We start from the raw sequence: 15,410 nt of genomic DNA, 5'->3' as shown, positions 1-15,410 counted from the left end.
TTAATCGCCATCGCCATCTACATAATCAATAGTAATGTTTAATGCTTGCATCATATCCAGTTTTACGTAGATTACGTTTTGTTGCAAAGCATCATATGCCGCAATCATTTTTAAATTATCAGTATATATTTGTTGTGAAAAACTATTGTTCAGGTTACTATTTACAGAATAAATAGTTGTGAATTGATTGTTTATTATATCACTTAATTTTTGGCCATTTCTAACAGCGTTTACGTAATCTAAATATGTTTTTAGACCTTCACCAGTTGTTGCACTATTGAAATGTTTTCCGTTAAAAAAATCTTGTGTTGCTTTTATTGAAACATTCAACAACTCTTTTGAAATATCGTTTTTATAATAACCTTCCACTTTTTCCGGATACTTAACTCCACTTGAAAAAATCCCTGCCGGAATCCCTAATTTACCGGTGCGAATATCTTTTTCAAGATTTTTCACAAATAAATTTGTTGTTTTATTTACTGAACTGCTTACTGAGGTCCCGTTGTTAGCTATATAGCTATTTCTGAAGCCTGAATTCCAATCCGTTACAACTATATCAACATTTGCTTTTAGTTTGCTCACAACAGCTGTTAAATACTGCTTGTAATTTGTTGCATTTGTATTTGTAGAATAAAAACCAACAATTGAAGCATCATTTGTACTCAACCCATTTATTAAATAATCTAATGCCGGAAAACCTTGTTTGTCTATTTGAGACAACAATGCTAGATTGTAACTTCCGGATGAAACATTTGCTTCTATACCAATTGCATTCGTTGGGTAGGTATTGGAAGCCATATTAAGATTAATTTCCTCTGCTTTACCTAAATTATACATCGATATATATTGATATGCCTTATAGGCTTCCAGCCAAGATGTTCTAACAATTTGAAGATTTGCTTCAGTTGGGGTTACAACAAAAGTATTTGCACTACTTACCAATATTTGAACTTTCGCTTGATAATTTACATAACTTGGAATAATGATGTTATCAGCCCAGTTACTTAAAAGCGCTGTTCTATCATAATTATTCCCGTCTGTTTTGTTTTCTCCATCATTAGATGAGCAAGCCACAACCAGAACAATAAGACTTAAAATTAATAGGATCTTTTTCATTTCTTAAAAAATTTATGCAAAAGTACAAAAAGCAAGAGAAGTTAATTTCTCTTGCTTTGTTTTTTATTGAATTAATTTACGGTTGCAGCTTGAGCAACTGTAAAACCAAATTTTGTGGCAATTTGTGTAGATATTGCATCTAGTTTTGCTCCCAAGGTATTGATAGCCCACAAACCATTCGTTCCACTTACTAAAGAAGCCAACATTGTATCCACTTCTGCTTTTGTAAAATAAGGACTATTTGTTCCTGGTTTATTTGTATATCTTAATGACATGATAAAACCATAACCTTCTGACAAAGCATGAAAAGCTTTTGCTCCATTATCGATTGCTAATTTACCTTTTCCTTCTTGCAAATAAAACACTGCTCTAACTGCAGGAATCATTGCTAATTTTGCTTTTATAACATCAATTTGTGCATCACGAACTTTATAATCATTGGCAACAATTGCTGCTCTACCTTTACGAAAAGCCAAATCAATATCAGCTTTAAGGGTATTAAAATCAGCATCGGCATTAACTTGATTGATATAGCTACTCCAAAATTTGAAAACATTTGGCGTAACAGTTAAATTATCTCCACCATAAATATAACCATAAGCTTCATCCCAATTGTGTTCCATTGTTGTATAGGATTTACCAGCTTCTAATACTTTAGCGGTATTATTGGCTTTATTTGTACCTTCGTCTAACTTGTTTACACTTAAATAATTGTTAGCTATTTGATCCATAAAGCAAGCACCCATCATTCCTTTTAATAATACTTGTTGCGGCTCTAATCCATTTGCAGCAAGTAATCGTTTGCTAGTACCATCTAAATAAACACCGGCAACACCTGCAGAAGCTGTTGCTCCTTGACTGGCAGCATCAGCATTGTCGAATTGGGTTTCAAATAAATCACGAACACTTACTTGTTCAGCAATTGAACCACCACCAAGATATAATGAAAAATAATCTTTTGAAGCTGCCGTTTTATCTTTTAATTGCTTTCCTGAAGCATTTAAACCTGCACCTGTAAAACGGTTATTGGTATTGGTATACATTTCAGATAATACTGCATCATCAGCCACGGTTCCGTTTGTTGCTGCTGTTTTAAAATAGTTCCCCATTTCATCAAGCATTAATAAACGGCTTGATTGCCCTGAATAATCAACAGAAGTTACCGCGTTTCTTTCGAATGTATAAGTTGCTGGCACGGTATAATTGAAAGTTTCTTCCGCTGGTGTATCATCATTTGAACAAGAAGCAAGAGCTAATAATAAAATTGGTAATGCGGAAAAAGATAATTTTTTAAAGTCCATTTTGGCTAATTTAGATTGAATTAAAATAATTTCTGCAAATATATAATCAAGATTACAAAAAACAAATTTTTATTTAAATTTATTCTAAATAAAATTTGGAGACTTAACAAAACTTTATATTTTTGCTTAAATTTAATTATTCTAAATAAAAATACTATGAAAAAAAATTTTCTAACTGTATCACTGCTTTTATTATCAGGAATTTTAATTATTTCTTGTAATAATGATGATTCCAATAGTTCTACTGTTACAAAAAAACAAGTTGTTGAAAACTACGCAAATATTGCCTTGGCAAATTATAAGAAGGCTTTTGATGATGCAGTAATATTAGAAACAGCAATTAATACATTTACCGCCACTCCTACCGAAGCAAATTTTGCAAATGCTAAAAGTAAATGGAAAGCTGCAAGAGAAAGTTATGGTACTACCGAAGCCTTTCGTTTTGCGGATGGACCAATTGATAATGCGGATGGTCCTGAAGGATTAATGAATTCTTGGCCACTGGATGAAAATTATGTTGATTATGTTCAAGGCGCAACAAATGCAGGAATAATTAATGATTTAGCTACATTCCCAACAATTAATAAAGCTGTCTTAGAGGGCTTGAATGAGCAAGGGGGAGAAAAAAATATAAGTGTCGGATATCACGCTATAGAATTTTTACTCTGGGGACAAGATTTAACGGTACCTTCAGCAAAACAAGCAGGATTAAGAGCATATACCGATTATGTTGTTGGCGGAACAAATTCAAACCAGACCAGAAGAGCCGCTTATTTGAATGCTTGTGCTGATCTATTAACAGATAATTTAGAGTATTTAGTAAACCAATGGAAAGTTGGCGGAACCTATAGAACCACCTTCTTTGCACTAGCTGATGATGTTGCTATTAGAAATATTTATTTGGGAATAACAACACTTGTTTCTGCAGAATTACCGGTAGAACGTATGGATGTTGCACTGGGAAATGCAGATCAGGAAGACGAACATTCTTGTTTCAGTGATAATACACATAGAGATATCGCTTTAAACCTTCAGGGAGTAATCAACATATATAAAGGGAATTACGGAACTGTTGATGGAGCATCATTAGAAGATTTGGTAAAACAAGCTAACACAGATATATACAACAGCACAGATGTATCATTAAATGCAGCTGTGACTAAAGTTAATGCGATATTAACGCCTTTCGATTTAGCTATTTCAGGTGGTTTATCATCAACCGAAGGAGCAAAAGTTAGAGTTGCAGTTTTACAGCTGAAAGATTTTGGCTCTAATTTACTGGCCGGTGCTTCAAAAATTGGTATCACAGTAAATTAATGAATCAGTAAATTCAAGTTTAATCAAAGTGTCCTTTTTAACTGGACACTTTTTTCTATTTAATAAAATGAAGAACACTCTTAAAGGTCTCGCTTTTTTAATTTGCTTTCAACTCTTTAGTTGTGCCAATAATAATGATGATGAATATATAACCTTAGCTCCGGAAGAGAGAGAACAATATTCTGGCGGAGAAACTACTGTTTTTAACACTTCGGAAGAAGCTTTTGGCTTTTTTGCTCCCAATTTGACATTCGACGAACAATCTGATTTTGGTATCGGAAACTCTTTTTTTAGACAAAGTTGGGTTTCTGCACCCTCTTCTACGACTGCAAGAGATGGTTTGGGGCCCTTTTTTAATGCAATAGCTTGCGCCAGTTGTCATTTTAAAGACGGAAGAGGGAGGGCTCCCTTATTTGATGGTGAACTTGGTCACGGTTTACTACTAAGGTTAAGTATTCCCGGCACAAACAGTAATGGGGGTTCACTACCCGATCCAATTTATGGAGGACAATTACAAGACAATACCATTCTTGGACAGACCGCAGAGGGCAAATATGTGATTACTTATCAATCCATCACCGAAACTTTTGCAGATGGAACTACCGTAATCTTGCAAAAACCAATCTATCAAATCAATAATTTGGGTTATGGTTTATTGTCAAACAATGTACAAGTTTCACCAAGAATAGCAAACCAAATGATTGGTCTTGGACTTTTGGAAGCGATTCCTGAAAACACAATTTTAAGTTTTGCAACTAATAATAATAGTGATGGTGTTTCAGGAAAAGCAAACTATGTTTACGATGTAGCTACCAATAGCCAGAAACTAGGCCGTTTTGGATGGAAAGCAAATCAACCCAGTGTTCGTCAGCAGGTAGCAGGTGCTTTTCTAGGTGACATGGGTATAACCACTAGTTTGTTTCCTAATGAAAATGTGCCTACCGGTGTTGATGCAAGTTCAATTCCAAATGGTGGGTTACCGGAGATTTCAGATTTAAATTTTAACCGAGTAGCTTTATATTCTAGTACTTTAGCAGTTCCGGCACGGAGAAATTATTCCGATCAAAATGTATTGAAAGGAAAAAAAACATTTGAAACTATAGGTTGTACAAGTTGTCATATTCCTAAAATCCTAACAGGAAATACACATCCAATTACAGCTTTACGTAACCAAACCATTCGCCCATTTACGGATTTACTATTGCACGATATGGGTTCGGAATTATCAGACAATACACCAGATTTCTTAGCTACGGGCAATGAATGGAGAACACCACCCTTGTGGGGAATCGGTTTAATAAATACGGTAAATGGCCATACTAATTTATTGCACGACGGAAGAGCAAAAAATATCGAGGAAGCTATTTTATGGCATGGTGGTGAAGGTCAAAACGCCAAAAATAAATACAAACAACTTTCTGGAAAAGACAGAAATGATTTGTTGAGTTTTATTAATTCATTGTAATGATGCGTTTTGATAACGAAATTTGGCATGGCTTCGGATTTAAAATGATGTCCTCGCTTTGCTCGGCACCACATAATTTTTATATCTTTTTTCGAAGTCGAGCGTTCTTGTGATCCTTTTTTTTGGAGCGTTCTTATGAAATCGGCAATCAAACACCCCTAAGCACCGCAGAAAATAATAGTTGTAACGATAGCGGAATTATTATTTTTCGAGGAGCGACGTGGCTGTGTTGCGGCAATCGGACAGCCACCTCGGGACGGGAACGGAAGGTAGTTTACGGAGTGGAGAGAAGTACTGTGAGCGTGAAACGGCGGGGAAAAAATATAAGGCAGCCTGTGGCGTTCCTTGATTTAGAGCAAAGTGCTAACGGAGCCAACCCCGATGGCTGGGCGAAGGAGCAACCGCTGAAACAACAAGGGGTGGCAGACATGATACTGCTGGAATCTAGTGGAGCGTAGCCTGCGGAGTGTAACGGAATGAAGCGGTATTGTGGATGTAGTAGCCCCGCCGAACGTAGGATAGAGAACGTGTGAAGATGAGGAACGAAGCGGCGCAATAAAAATAGCTATCCAGCCTCTTCGGCGGACTGCTATTTTTATTGTGCTGCGTAGTGTCTGCGGAATGGAGGAAGGAGGCTTTTTCTGCCGACGACTGACTGGAGCTGCCGAACGGAACAAAGAGAATGACCGAAGAGAGACCGCTTAGAGCGCCCCGCAATTCCCTGACGAAAGGAAGAGGAATTGCGGGGCGGCGGGCATCAGTCCACCAGTATAGGCTCTGATTTAAAATTGGCAAGATTTAAAAAGAATCCTCTTTGTGCAGTCATGCCCTCACGGAACAACTTCCATAACAACGATGCTCCCATATTGGCAAGCGCTGAATTAATAAACAAATCCTGTTTTTCCAATGCCTCGGCAAGTGAGCAACTCGGCTCATTGTTATCGGTCTGCGCTTCGAGTTGTTCCTTAAATTCTTCCGTAACCATAGGAAGATTGGAGACAGTCCTGTACAGATTTGAATTCGGCTGTTTGATTCCTCCTATAGTGGACAGTAGAGCCTGGCCTGTATTTCGGGCATTGCCTATATCCAGCCAATATAAAGATTTATTTCGTTCCCAATTGCTGTATGTTATGCCATTCATCAAGGCTGTTGCAATGTCAAAACGTGCCCAAACGGTATCGACACAACTGATGTAAATGTTTGCTTTGCCACGGTTGGGTAGGGATTTTAGATTAACAGTACTGAACTGCTCTGTAACCGCTTTCCAGTTCGTTCCAAAAAAGCGGTTCGTGCGGTTAATGAGTGCCACGGCTTTGGGCAGTCCCACCTCAGCATCAGCAAAGAGCTGTCTCCCTTGATTGGCTGTGGTTACCATATCATCGTCATATAAAATGACCTGTAATCCTGCATGTCCCAAAGTAATAAGACTGTGGTTCATTCTTGCCAATTCTGTGAGCATTCTGCTTCCTGTCCCTCCTGCTCCAATAAGGTTTACCGTTACAGGATTGGTTGGATTTATCAGGTAATTATCTGTATAGTGCATGGCTTTTTGCGTGTTCATGATAGCAAATTTTTAATTGTTAAACCATTTTTAAGTAAGGATTTCATGGGAAAAGGCTTTCCGTTAAATACAAGGTTCTGCCACAATTGAATGATGTTTCCTTTTACAGGACTTGCATCTCCAATCAGATGACTGAAATAACTGTTGAAAAAATACTGTTCCCATTGTTGTATGAACTCCTCCAAAAGACAATCCGTCTTTATACTAATCGATACAGTACCCATACAAACCTTACCATCTGTATATAAATTAAAAAAGGGCGCATGGGCTAAGGCGGTTTGTTCGTTTATCTCTTTGTCGGAATCCATTGCGTAAATCCACAGGGTGTTTTTGGATGCTTTCCAAACCAAGGGCGGCATAGATACTTTACCATTTGGAATGGCTAAACCGTCCACAAAAAATAAATCAACCCTTTGCGATGGTGTGTGCCAAACCGCATATCCGTCATGGTCGGGATTGATGAACAGCACATTTTTTGGCAACAATCCTGACGGTTTTAAAAAATTGCGTTTTAGTTCGTCGGAAGTATCTAAGGCATTGGCAAGTTGGGTACTTTCCCTTAGACTTAATGGGTGTGCATTGATGGGACAGCCATTTTTATCCATATCATAGGCTTCTACATAAATGGTCTTGTCGGCAGTATTTTTCTGATAAACCACAAAGGCTTTTACAGGATTGTACAATGTTCCGAATGTTGCTGTTATATCTTTCATGGCAAATTATTTAAAAGGGTACATAAATCGTTTAGTAAAGGAAATAGCCTGTATTCAAAATCCAATCCTTTGTTGGATGGTTGGTTTTCGGTATCGTAGATTTGTAGTAAAGTAGGTTCTTCCATTTCGGAGCATTCATTGAACTCGTCATTGACCACACGGGCGATATTGTCATATAGTTGTCCTTCGCTGTCAGCTATGAAAGAAATATACTGTTCTGCTTTGATGACCCCGTCATCATATTCAAATTCCCGACTGGAGGTATTGTGAAAAATAGTATAGTCAGGATATTCGAGCAGTAATGCCAATGCTTTTTCTGCCATTGCAAAACAATCTTTTTGAAAAGACGTGCTTGATCTGTAGCGGTCTATTCGCTGTTTAAAACAATTCAGATGATACGGGTTGTATATTTTACGGAGCATTATATCCCCATAATAAATGGCTTCATTAAATTCTGAAATTGCACTACTGTCTTCTTTTGTTTCTTCACTTTCCAAATCATCTATGAGCCATTCCTCCATACATTCGTACTGATAAAAAAGATAACTATTGTTTTCCCTGTAATACGGAATCCCTGCAATATGGTACAAATAGGCAAATACTGACAGCAATAGTTCGGCGGTTTGTTTTTGTTTTTTGTACTGTAACAGTCGGTATAAGGGCAACACAGGAATATAATACAGCGTATTGCCTGTACTATATGAGTGGTTGGTTGCCAGTTTTACAGTCCCCTTGTCGTCTTGCACTATTGATAACTCAATATCTTGCCCCGATTTTCTGAGTTGCTTTTGAACGTATGAATGCGTCAACAGGATATTGTACGGATAGGGTTTGTTTTCTACATCCATTACCTCAAAACCATATACCTCTGTCAAGATAACAAACGAATTAAAAAATCCTGTTTTCGTCTGTGTCGGGTCAGGCAGTTTTTTGCCCTGTTCGAGCAAGGGCAAAAATTGATGTCTTAAAAAACCATCGGTAACAGTTCCAAAGGCGCGGAACTGTTCCTGTTCTTTTTTATCTCCTGTGCATCGGGCAATCTGTCTGCGTTTTCTGCCCATGTGCCTAGTTGCTGATATAGTCTCCATAGCTTTTTGTTTTTGGGCAGTCTGATACTGCCTGTTAGGGTTTTCGTTTTCATGGTTATCCTTTTGTGCCGATTTGTGAAACAAATTTGTACTGCACTGCATCGTCATTTATCACGGGTCCCTCAATCGTTGCCGTAGTTAAGATGGGATAGGTTTGCGCATAAAAGTTCAAAACCGCTTCGGGACTGAATGATGGCGACGGGTCAGCGAGTTTAATGTCCTGTTCCTTGTCCCTGAAAGTAAAAATGCGCTCTAATGTGGTAGCTGTTAACATGGTGCTGAAGTATTAGGGTCGTTGAAAAGGTCAATAGGAAACTTATCTGAAAGTTCCGCTTTGCGTGTGTGAATGATGTCTTTGTATTCGGGATAAAGGTCAGCCTGTGGCACTTTCATCCACGCTTCCTTGAATTTTCCTGCTGTTTCGAGTTCGTCTGCTTTTTTCATAGCTTCCTCGTACTTTTTCTGCATTTCGATTTTTTCTTTACCCATCTTGAGAACGTTATCTTTCTCCATTTGGGAAGCGATTTTTGCCTGTTCCTTTTCTTTAAGGAACTGCTCCATATTAGCAAAGAGTTGTTCGGTTTCTTTGACAGGCTGTTCAATAGCCTTAAAAAATCCCTCGTCTAGTTCCTCTGCCGTGCCTTTGAGCAAAATAGGCGGTACTTTTTTGCGGGCATCATCACCGATGTTGTCATTAAAAAACAATACAGATACAATGAGCCTGTCCGTATCTTCTTTGGCTATGTTTATTTTCCAGTTTCCTGCTACCTGCAAGGCTAGAATAGATTTAAAAAAATTGCCTTCCATGGTTTTACTATTTAGTTTGTGTTTTCATCTAAATCACTAATTTTTACTAATTTCTCATAAAGGTCTTGCCAATAGGCTTGGCGTTCGTGGTCAAACCGCTTAAAGGCTTTGTCAGTATGGGAGAGCTGTCTGAAATAGTCTGCCTGTTGTACCGCTTCGGGTAAATTGGTAACGGTTATGTTTTTTCCGTCTTTATCTTCTACTTGTATCATGGTGCAAGGATTTAAAAGGACAGGCAGGATATGCGCCTGTCCTGATTGGTTAATTAAGAATTAAAGCGTCCGAACCTTTATTGGCAAATTCCAAACAAAGATTAAAAGCCGACTGTGTACGTATCTGACCTGTACCACCCATCAAAAGAGAGGTTAGTTTAGCTTCATCATCTTTATAATTTCTAACATTTTGAAAATACCCAGTCACGGCATTGTACGCTCCGAATACCGTTCCTTTTGTCGTATCCATCAATTGTGTAGGGTCGCTCATGGCATATTCGTAGGCACTTTCTACCATGTTGGTAAAACAGGTTGAGAGTTCCTCTTCCCTACCCTCCTGTATGGATTTCAATACTTCCTTATTGGGAACTAGAGCAGACTGTATCAGTTTTTTCACCTCGCTGTCCGTAATGGGTACTTTTATCCAATGGTTGAAAATGGTTTCCATCTGTTCCGATAACATGTCGGATATCCCCATAACTTTGTGAGCCTGTTCCAAACGTTGTTTGGCATTGGAGGTATGACGAATGCGTACCGTATTGGTTTTGTTGTTCATTGCGGCATTAAGGGTATTGGCGCATACGATGCGAATTGGTGTAAATGCGACGGTTATGCTTCCGCTTCCATCATGTGAGGTAGAAAGGAAAAGATATTTTTCAATTAAATCGTCATTCCCCACACGAATGTAATCAGGCAATTTCGCTGTTATAAAGATGCGTTCTCCATTATTACCTAAAGCTCCTGCGGTTTCGTATAAAATCCCGTCACCACCCACGATACTGTCGAAAAAAGAAAAGGCATCCCTGTTTTGTACAATTTGGTAGTCTTTACCCACTACGCCCAACACGGCATCATTATCAGTGCGTACGGTGCTGAAATAATTTGGTACTTCAATTTTGTTGTGAATGGTTTCACTAGTCAAATTGATTTCCTCTGAACAGGACGTAAATAACTTGCGTTTTTCTACTTCATAATCCAATCCTGCGAATTTGATTGCTTCTGCACTTGTGGGATAATCCGAAATTATTTGCCCTAGATTGTGCCAAGCTTTTTCCTTTACGCTGAAAAAACTGTGTTTCTCTGTTTGCTCGTTGTAATTTATATTGTGTGCCATGATGTTAAAAATTTAAGTGATTAGTATATTGTTTGGATTAAAAAGGCAGGTCATCTGCTGTTTCCGATTTCTTTGCCTGTACTACCGAAGATGTTATACTGTTTTCTGTCTGCTGCGTTTTTTTTGCAAAAGCCAAAATTTTGATGTTATTGGTGTGAAACGTAAGGCTACCTATTGGTTTACCTTCGTGGTTGCTATACACATTCAACCCGATACGCCCAAATAATTGTACAAGTGCTCCTTTTTTAAGGCACTCGGCTGTCTTTGCATTTAACCAATAGGAACAATTGATATAGGTAACTACTTCTTTTACCTCGGTACTTCCTTTGGGTTTGTAATTGTCATTGATGGCAATACTAAAATTGACCACCTGTTTGTCGTTGCTCACTTTATGAACGACTGAATCTGCTGTAATTCTACCTGTAATTTCCATAATTTTTAATTTTTAATGATTGCTATTATTTACTTTGTCTTTAACCCTGCGCTCCGCAAAAAATCTTTTCAAAACGAAAAAACGGGAAAAAAGAAAGCAAGAAATAAGTGGACTAAGAATGCGGAGCGCTATAAGTCCCGAAGGGTGGCGCAGCCATTATGCGCGTGCAGCATACGACGGACACTATCTTAGCTGCCCTTTTAGTCCGTTTCGAGTGGAAATCTGATTAAAACTTCTTAATAGAATTTAATTGGAATACAATTCTACTGCGAGCGTGAAAAGGCGAAAAAAAATTGAAGGTAGCCTTTGGTGTTCCTTGATTTAGGGCAAAGAGCTAACGGAGCCAACCCCAATAGCTGTGCGAAGGCACAACCGCTGAAAAAATAAAGGGCGACAGACATAATACGGCTGGAATGCAGTGGAGCCTAGCCTGCGGAGTGAAACGGAATGAAGCGGTATTGTGGATGTAGTAGCCCTGCCGACCGAAGGGTAGAGAACGTATGAAGATGAGGAACGAAGCGGCCCAATAAAAAAAGCTACTTATTTTTCAAGCTGCTATTTTTATTGTGCTGCGTAGTGTCTGCGGAATGGAGGAAGAAGGCTTTTTCTGCCGACGACAGACTGGAGCTGCAGAACTGAACAAAGAGAACGACCGGAGAGAGACCGCTTGATTGCCCTTGTTCCTTTTAACGGAAATGTTCTTTCTGACTATGAATCAGAGAAGGTTGATTTGACTTATATTAATGTTGATAGCACCTCCTTTTCTTATAAAAATATATTTTATAAAATTTCTAATTTCGTATTAAAAATGGGCTGCTTCCCGAGTGTGAAAGAACAGAATAAAACAAATTTTATTATAAAATCAATTCTCAAAGAAATTCATTTGATTAAACTTTAATTATAAGACCTGATAAACTCGAGAGAAAAGCGTTGGTTCTTTTAAGAAAAAAATCATTAGTAATGATCTGTTTTTATTTGATGGTATCGAAAATTTTAAAAACTAAAAAAAGACGTTGTCTTTTTTTGATACAGTTTATATGACAAAAAAGATATTGAGAAATATAAATTTCAATTTTTAACCAATTATATTTATGACAATTTCAAAACAATGCAATTGTCAACAAAGTTTTTACTATTTCTTCCTATGATAGAAGATTCCCTTTTTTAGAGAATGTGGCCAACTATTTATCCGAAAATTCTATTTCTTTTCGGTTTATAATTAAAAAAGACAAAATATTTGACCTTAAAAATATAGAAATTATTACTGAATACTTACCTATTAGTGATGTTAAAAAAATAATTGCCAGCAGTTTATTTTTTGTCAATATTCAAAAGGAAAATCAATACGGATTGAGCTTACGTATTTTTGAGGCCTTAGGCTACAAGAGAAAATTAATTACTACTAATCAGGATATTGTTGCGCAGGATTTTTATAATGAGAATAATATTTTTTTAATTTCTGATAAAAATTATGAAATTCCACTTGGTTTTCTCGAAACAAAATATCTTGAAATAGTTCCTGAAATTCTTGAAAGATATAAATTGGAAAATTGGATTTTACAGGTTTTTGGAATCGATTATGATTCATAAAATTTTTAGACTCTTTTTAAGTTTTTAATTTTGACATAATCAATTAGTAATGTTAAAATTAATTATATTCGCACAATAAATGACTTCCAAATGAGAGTATTACATTTTACAACTTCAAATGTCTGGCGAGGTCATGAACAAATGATTATAGATATTTATGAATCTTTTAGGGATAATGGATTTGTTGAAAATCAATTGATTGTATGTGCAACCGATTCTGAGATTTATAAAGTGGCGACAGAAAGAAATTTAAGAGTCCAAACATTTGATTTTAAATCGGAATATGACCTTAGATTTGCTAAAAAATTTAGAAAAATTGTAATAGAACATGGATCGGATGTAATAATGATCCATAATAGTAAAGCACACACCATTAGTGTTTTATCCGCTATTTTTTTTGGTTTAAAAATTCCCATGGTATTGTGCAGAACTTTAATTAAAAACATTGGGACTAATTTTTTTAGAAAATATAAATACAATTTCAAAGGCATTAAAAAAATTATATGCATATCGGATTCTGTGTTGGATATACTTAAACCTTCCATAAAAAATCATGATTCAATGACGGTTATAGGAAGTGTTGTTGATACGGAGCGGTTTGTTTATAATAAAAAAAGGGGATTCCTTCATACAGAATTTAATATACCGTTGGAGTATAAAATAATTGGAAATGTTTCGGCATTTTGTAAAGTCAAGGATCATTATACTTGGGTCAACACCGTAGAAGAATTGTATCGAAGAGGATTAAAAGCAAAATATATTTTGATTGGTGAAGGATCATTAGAACTCGAAATCAAGAATTATGTTAAATTAAAGGGACTAGAGAACGAAATTATTTTTGCAGGTTTTAGAGATGATATTCATAAATGTCTCCCAGAATTTGATTTGTTTTTATTTACCTCTAAAAGTGAAGCGACAGGTGGCGTAATATTGGAAAGTTATGCGTGTAATGTACCAGTTGTAGCTGCCAGAGCTGGTGGAATCCCAACAGTCTTATTAGATAATGTGACAGGTTTATTAGCTGAAGCTGGAAATCCAATGGATTTTGCCAATAAAGTTGAAATTTTAATTGAGAACAATGCTATGCAAGATAAATTCAAAAACAATGGGTATGAATTTTTGATGACTACTTCGACACGTTTAATAATAGGCACAAAGATTTTAGATGTTTTGAATGAAGCAATTAATACTAATTTGATTTAATTACGGTAAAAAAAATATGCCATGATTTATATAATAACGATATTGTTTTTAATCTTATTTGTTTTTATCATTGTTCTAAATTTTCAATTTAAATTGTTTTATTTCCCTTCAGCAAAAATTAGAATTTTAGAATATCATTCCATTTCTATAAATGGTTTTGAAGATCAGATAACAATTAGCAAAGAGAAAATAATTAAACAATTTGAATATTTAAAAAGGAATAATTATACGACTCTTTGGATGTCGGAAATTGATGAACTGAAAAACAAAAAACAGAATTTGGCTCCAAAAACGGTTGTTCTTACCTTTGACGATGGGTTTTTAGATAATTATACGGAGTTGTACCCTTTGTTACAACACTATAATTTTAAAGCAGTTTGCTTTATGGTTTTGGGCAGAATAGGACAAGATGTTGATTGGAACGGAAAATATGTCAATGAGAATATGAAGTTGATGAATAAGCAACAGTTATTAGAAATTGGTTCACATATTGAGTTAGGATATCATACCTTTAAACATGATAATTATGCTGAATTAACTTTTGAGGAAATCGAGAAAGATTTGCAATTATGCCAAGAAATTATCAAAAAAGAACAATTAAAAGTCTTTCCTGCGTTGGCTTATACTTATGGTGGATATTATAGAAAAAAAGGCGTCAATCAGAAGCTGTTTTTTGAATTGTTAAAGAAGTATGGGATTAAATATGGACTTCGAATTGGAAACAGAATCAATATTTTTCCTTTGAAAAATAGTTACGAAGTCCAGCGTATTGATATTAGAGGTACAGATTCAATGGAAAATTTTAAAAATAAAGTAATTTTTGGAAGAAAAAAAATATTTTAGGGACTTGCGACAAACTATTAAGTTATAAAAAATATCGGTTTGGTTAAAAAAAATAATTCCCATAAACTTTCAAATAGGAGACAGCAGCAGCTTTCCAACTGAAACTTTCAGCTCTTTCTTTCATACTGTGTTTTATTTACTTCGACTCCAATTAAAACTCGCTAAAAACCTACTTCTAGTCTTTTAATTAGGTATTTCGGAGTTTTTCGATAGTTTGTATTTGTGGTTCTGTCGCATCTATCAGATAAAAACTAACTCAGCTCTCATTCCCTAATTTAAGCAGTCAGTTGACAGAATGATTCAAGCATAGTTATGCCAGAATTAATCATCTGCTTCTTTCTTAACATATATACACTTCAATTCCGCTTAACATTCTCGTAGCAGATTCAAAATAGATATGTAAATAAACCCAAAGTGTTACAAAAAGTAAGCTGTTACCAGATAAACTCTCGTTAGGTCTTTCAATATTGGGTATTCCGAGGCAAACGGGACACCCATTCTATCTAACTTATTATAAGGAATTATATAATATACTGATTTTCCCAATAATACATTGCCTAATTCTTCAGAGAAACCATCTATTCAGTTGTTTTTAAGTTATACCTAATTCTTCAAATGAAATGTTTGAGTTTTTCATCATTCGTTTG

15 protein-coding genes are annotated in these 15,410 nt (G+C 36.0%); 5 read left to right on the top strand and 10 right to left on the bottom strand.

All coding sequences use genetic code 11. The features are described 5' to 3' along the window. Together ACNQGH_RS20095 and ACNQGH_RS20090 are read right to left on the bottom strand one after the other, a co-directional pair. Nucleotides 1–1,116 carry an imelysin family protein gene (locus ACNQGH_RS20095; RefSeq protein WP_417957802.1) on the bottom strand — a complete coding sequence of 372 codons (1,116 nt, stop codon included), beginning with the start codon at nucleotides 1,114–1,116 and terminating at the stop codon, nucleotides 1–3. A 71-nt stretch (nucleotides 1,117–1,187) separates the two neighbouring features. Then, entirely contained in the window at nucleotides 1,188–2,417 is a 1,230-nt protein-coding gene (locus ACNQGH_RS20090) for a DUF4856 domain-containing protein (protein WP_417957801.1), read from the bottom strand. A gap of 156 nt (nucleotides 2,418–2,573) precedes the next feature. Here ACNQGH_RS20090 and ACNQGH_RS20085 point away from each other — a divergent pair, with 156 nt between their 5' ends. Together ACNQGH_RS20085 and ACNQGH_RS20080 are read left to right on the top strand one after the other, a co-directional pair. Next, a complete protein-coding gene (locus ACNQGH_RS20085) occupies nucleotides 2,574–3,734 on the top strand; it encodes an imelysin family protein (protein WP_417957800.1) in 1,161 nt (386 codons plus the stop codon). 67 nt (nucleotides 3,735–3,801) lie between these two features. Next, nucleotides 3,802–5,199: a di-heme oxidoreductase family protein gene (locus ACNQGH_RS20080; protein ID WP_417957799.1), complete on the top strand. Its 1,398-nt coding sequence runs from the start codon at nucleotides 3,802–3,804 to the stop codon at nucleotides 5,197–5,199. Between the two features lie 757 nt (nucleotides 5,200–5,956). Here ACNQGH_RS20080 and ACNQGH_RS20075 read toward each other — a convergent pair. From ACNQGH_RS20075 to ACNQGH_RS20040, 8 genes are read right to left on the bottom strand one after another with little or no spacing between them, the layout of a single operon-like run. Next, nucleotides 5,957–6,760, bottom strand: coding sequence for a PRTRC system ThiF family protein (locus ACNQGH_RS20075; protein ID WP_417957798.1), 804 nt, complete (start codon nucleotides 6,758–6,760; stop codon nucleotides 5,957–5,959). Continuing rightward, on the bottom strand, nucleotides 6,757–7,473 hold the full coding sequence (locus ACNQGH_RS20070; protein ID WP_417957797.1) for a PRTRC system protein B: 717 nt from the start codon (nucleotides 7,471–7,473) through the stop codon (nucleotides 6,757–6,759). Before ACNQGH_RS20070 ends, ACNQGH_RS20075 begins: the two co-directional genes overlap by 4 nt. After that, nucleotides 7,470–8,561 (bottom strand): hypothetical protein, encoded by a 1,092-nt coding sequence (locus ACNQGH_RS20065; RefSeq protein WP_417957796.1) that lies wholly within the window; start codon nucleotides 8,559–8,561, stop codon nucleotides 7,470–7,472. The genes ACNQGH_RS20070 and ACNQGH_RS20065 overlap by 4 nt, the downstream gene beginning before the upstream one ends. 55 nt (nucleotides 8,562–8,616) lie before the next feature. Next, the gene (locus ACNQGH_RS20060; protein ID WP_417957795.1) at nucleotides 8,617–8,835 is read right to left on the bottom strand and encodes a PRTRC system protein C; all 219 of its coding nucleotides are present in this window, start codon (nucleotides 8,833–8,835) and stop codon (nucleotides 8,617–8,619) included. After that, nucleotides 8,829–9,368, bottom strand: coding sequence for a prtrc system protein e (locus ACNQGH_RS20055; protein ID WP_417957794.1), 540 nt, complete (start codon nucleotides 9,366–9,368; stop codon nucleotides 8,829–8,831). The genes ACNQGH_RS20060 and ACNQGH_RS20055 overlap by 7 nt, the downstream gene beginning before the upstream one ends. An 11-nt stretch (nucleotides 9,369–9,379) precedes the next feature. Then, nucleotides 9,380–9,580, bottom strand: a complete 201-nt coding sequence (locus ACNQGH_RS20050; protein WP_417957793.1) for a hypothetical protein — start codon at nucleotides 9,578–9,580, stop codon at nucleotides 9,380–9,382. A 49-nt stretch (nucleotides 9,581–9,629) separates the two neighbouring features. Then, on the bottom strand, nucleotides 9,630–10,694 hold the full coding sequence (locus ACNQGH_RS20045) for a DUF932 domain-containing protein (protein WP_417957792.1): 1,065 nt from the start codon (nucleotides 10,692–10,694) through the stop codon (nucleotides 9,630–9,632). A 37-nt stretch (nucleotides 10,695–10,731) separates the two neighbouring features. Then, nucleotides 10,732–11,127, bottom strand: coding sequence for a single-stranded DNA-binding protein (locus tag ACNQGH_RS20040; protein ID WP_417957791.1), 396 nt, complete (start codon nucleotides 11,125–11,127; stop codon nucleotides 10,732–10,734). 1,113 nt (nucleotides 11,128–12,240) lie between these two features. Here ACNQGH_RS20040 and ACNQGH_RS20035 point away from each other — a divergent pair. The 3 genes from ACNQGH_RS20035 (at nucleotide 12,241) to ACNQGH_RS20025 (ending at nucleotide 14,763) form a co-directional block, all read left to right on the top strand. Further along, nucleotides 12,241–12,717 carry a WaaS/CpsH family glycosyltransferase gene (locus tag ACNQGH_RS20035; RefSeq protein WP_470303889.1) on the top strand — a complete coding sequence of 159 codons (477 nt, stop codon included), beginning with the start codon at nucleotides 12,241–12,243 and terminating at the stop codon, nucleotides 12,715–12,717. 90 nt (nucleotides 12,718–12,807) lie between these two features. Next, nucleotides 12,808–13,920, top strand: a complete 1,113-nt coding sequence (locus tag ACNQGH_RS20030) for a glycosyltransferase (protein ID WP_417957788.1) — start codon at nucleotides 12,808–12,810, stop codon at nucleotides 13,918–13,920. A 21-nt stretch (nucleotides 13,921–13,941) separates the two neighbouring features. Beyond that, nucleotides 13,942–14,763 (top strand): polysaccharide deacetylase family protein, encoded by an 822-nt coding sequence (locus tag ACNQGH_RS20025; protein WP_417957787.1) that lies wholly within the window; start codon nucleotides 13,942–13,944, stop codon nucleotides 14,761–14,763. Nucleotides 14,764–15,410: the final 647 nt, after the last annotated feature.

It is taken from the genome of Flavobacterium kochi, assembly GCF_048286715.1.
Classification (GTDB): Bacteria; Bacteroidota; Bacteroidia; order Flavobacteriales; family Flavobacteriaceae; genus Flavobacterium.
The sequence above is the reverse complement of the archived record's forward strand: the minus strand, read 5'-3'. Positions and strand labels throughout refer to the sequence as shown.

Bases quoted from the DNA above. Each gene is read 5' to 3' on its own strand.
- ACNQGH_RS20095 (WP_417957802.1), bottom strand. From the start codon at position 1,116: ATGAAAAAGATCCTATTAATTTTAAGTCTTATTGTTCTGGTTGTGGCT.
- ACNQGH_RS20090 (WP_417957801.1), bottom strand. From the start codon at position 2,417: ATGGACTTTAAAAAATTATCTTTTTCCGCATTACCAATTTTATTATTA.
- ACNQGH_RS20085 (WP_417957800.1), top strand. From the start codon at position 2,574: ATGAAAAAAAATTTTCTAACTGTATCACTGCTTTTATTATCAGGAATT.
- ACNQGH_RS20080 (WP_417957799.1), top strand. From the start codon at position 3,802: ATGAAGAACACTCTTAAAGGTCTCGCTTTTTTAATTTGCTTTCAACTC.
- ACNQGH_RS20075 (WP_417957798.1), bottom strand. From the start codon at position 6,760: ATGAACACGCAAAAAGCCATGCACTATACAGATAATTACCTGATAAAT.
- ACNQGH_RS20070 (WP_417957797.1), bottom strand. From the start codon at position 7,473: ATGAAAGATATAACAGCAACATTCGGAACATTGTACAATCCTGTAAAA.
- ACNQGH_RS20065 (WP_417957796.1), bottom strand. From the start codon at position 8,561: ATGGAGACTATATCAGCAACTAGGCACATGGGCAGAAAACGCAGACAG.
- ACNQGH_RS20060 (WP_417957795.1), bottom strand. From the start codon at position 8,835: ATGTTAACAGCTACCACATTAGAGCGCATTTTTACTTTCAGGGACAAG.
- ACNQGH_RS20055 (WP_417957794.1), bottom strand. From the start codon at position 9,368: ATGGAAGGCAATTTTTTTAAATCTATTCTAGCCTTGCAGGTAGCAGGA.
- ACNQGH_RS20050 (WP_417957793.1), bottom strand. From the start codon at position 9,580: ATGATACAAGTAGAAGATAAAGACGGAAAAAACATAACCGTTACCAAT.
- ACNQGH_RS20045 (WP_417957792.1), bottom strand. From the start codon at position 10,694: ATGGCACACAATATAAATTACAACGAGCAAACAGAGAAACACAGTTTT.
- ACNQGH_RS20040 (WP_417957791.1), bottom strand. From the start codon at position 11,127: ATGGAAATTACAGGTAGAATTACAGCAGATTCAGTCGTTCATAAAGTG.
- ACNQGH_RS20030 (WP_417957788.1), top strand. From the start codon at position 12,808: ATGAGAGTATTACATTTTACAACTTCAAATGTCTGGCGAGGTCATGAA.
- ACNQGH_RS20025 (WP_417957787.1), top strand. From the start codon at position 13,942: ATGATTTATATAATAACGATATTGTTTTTAATCTTATTTGTTTTTATC.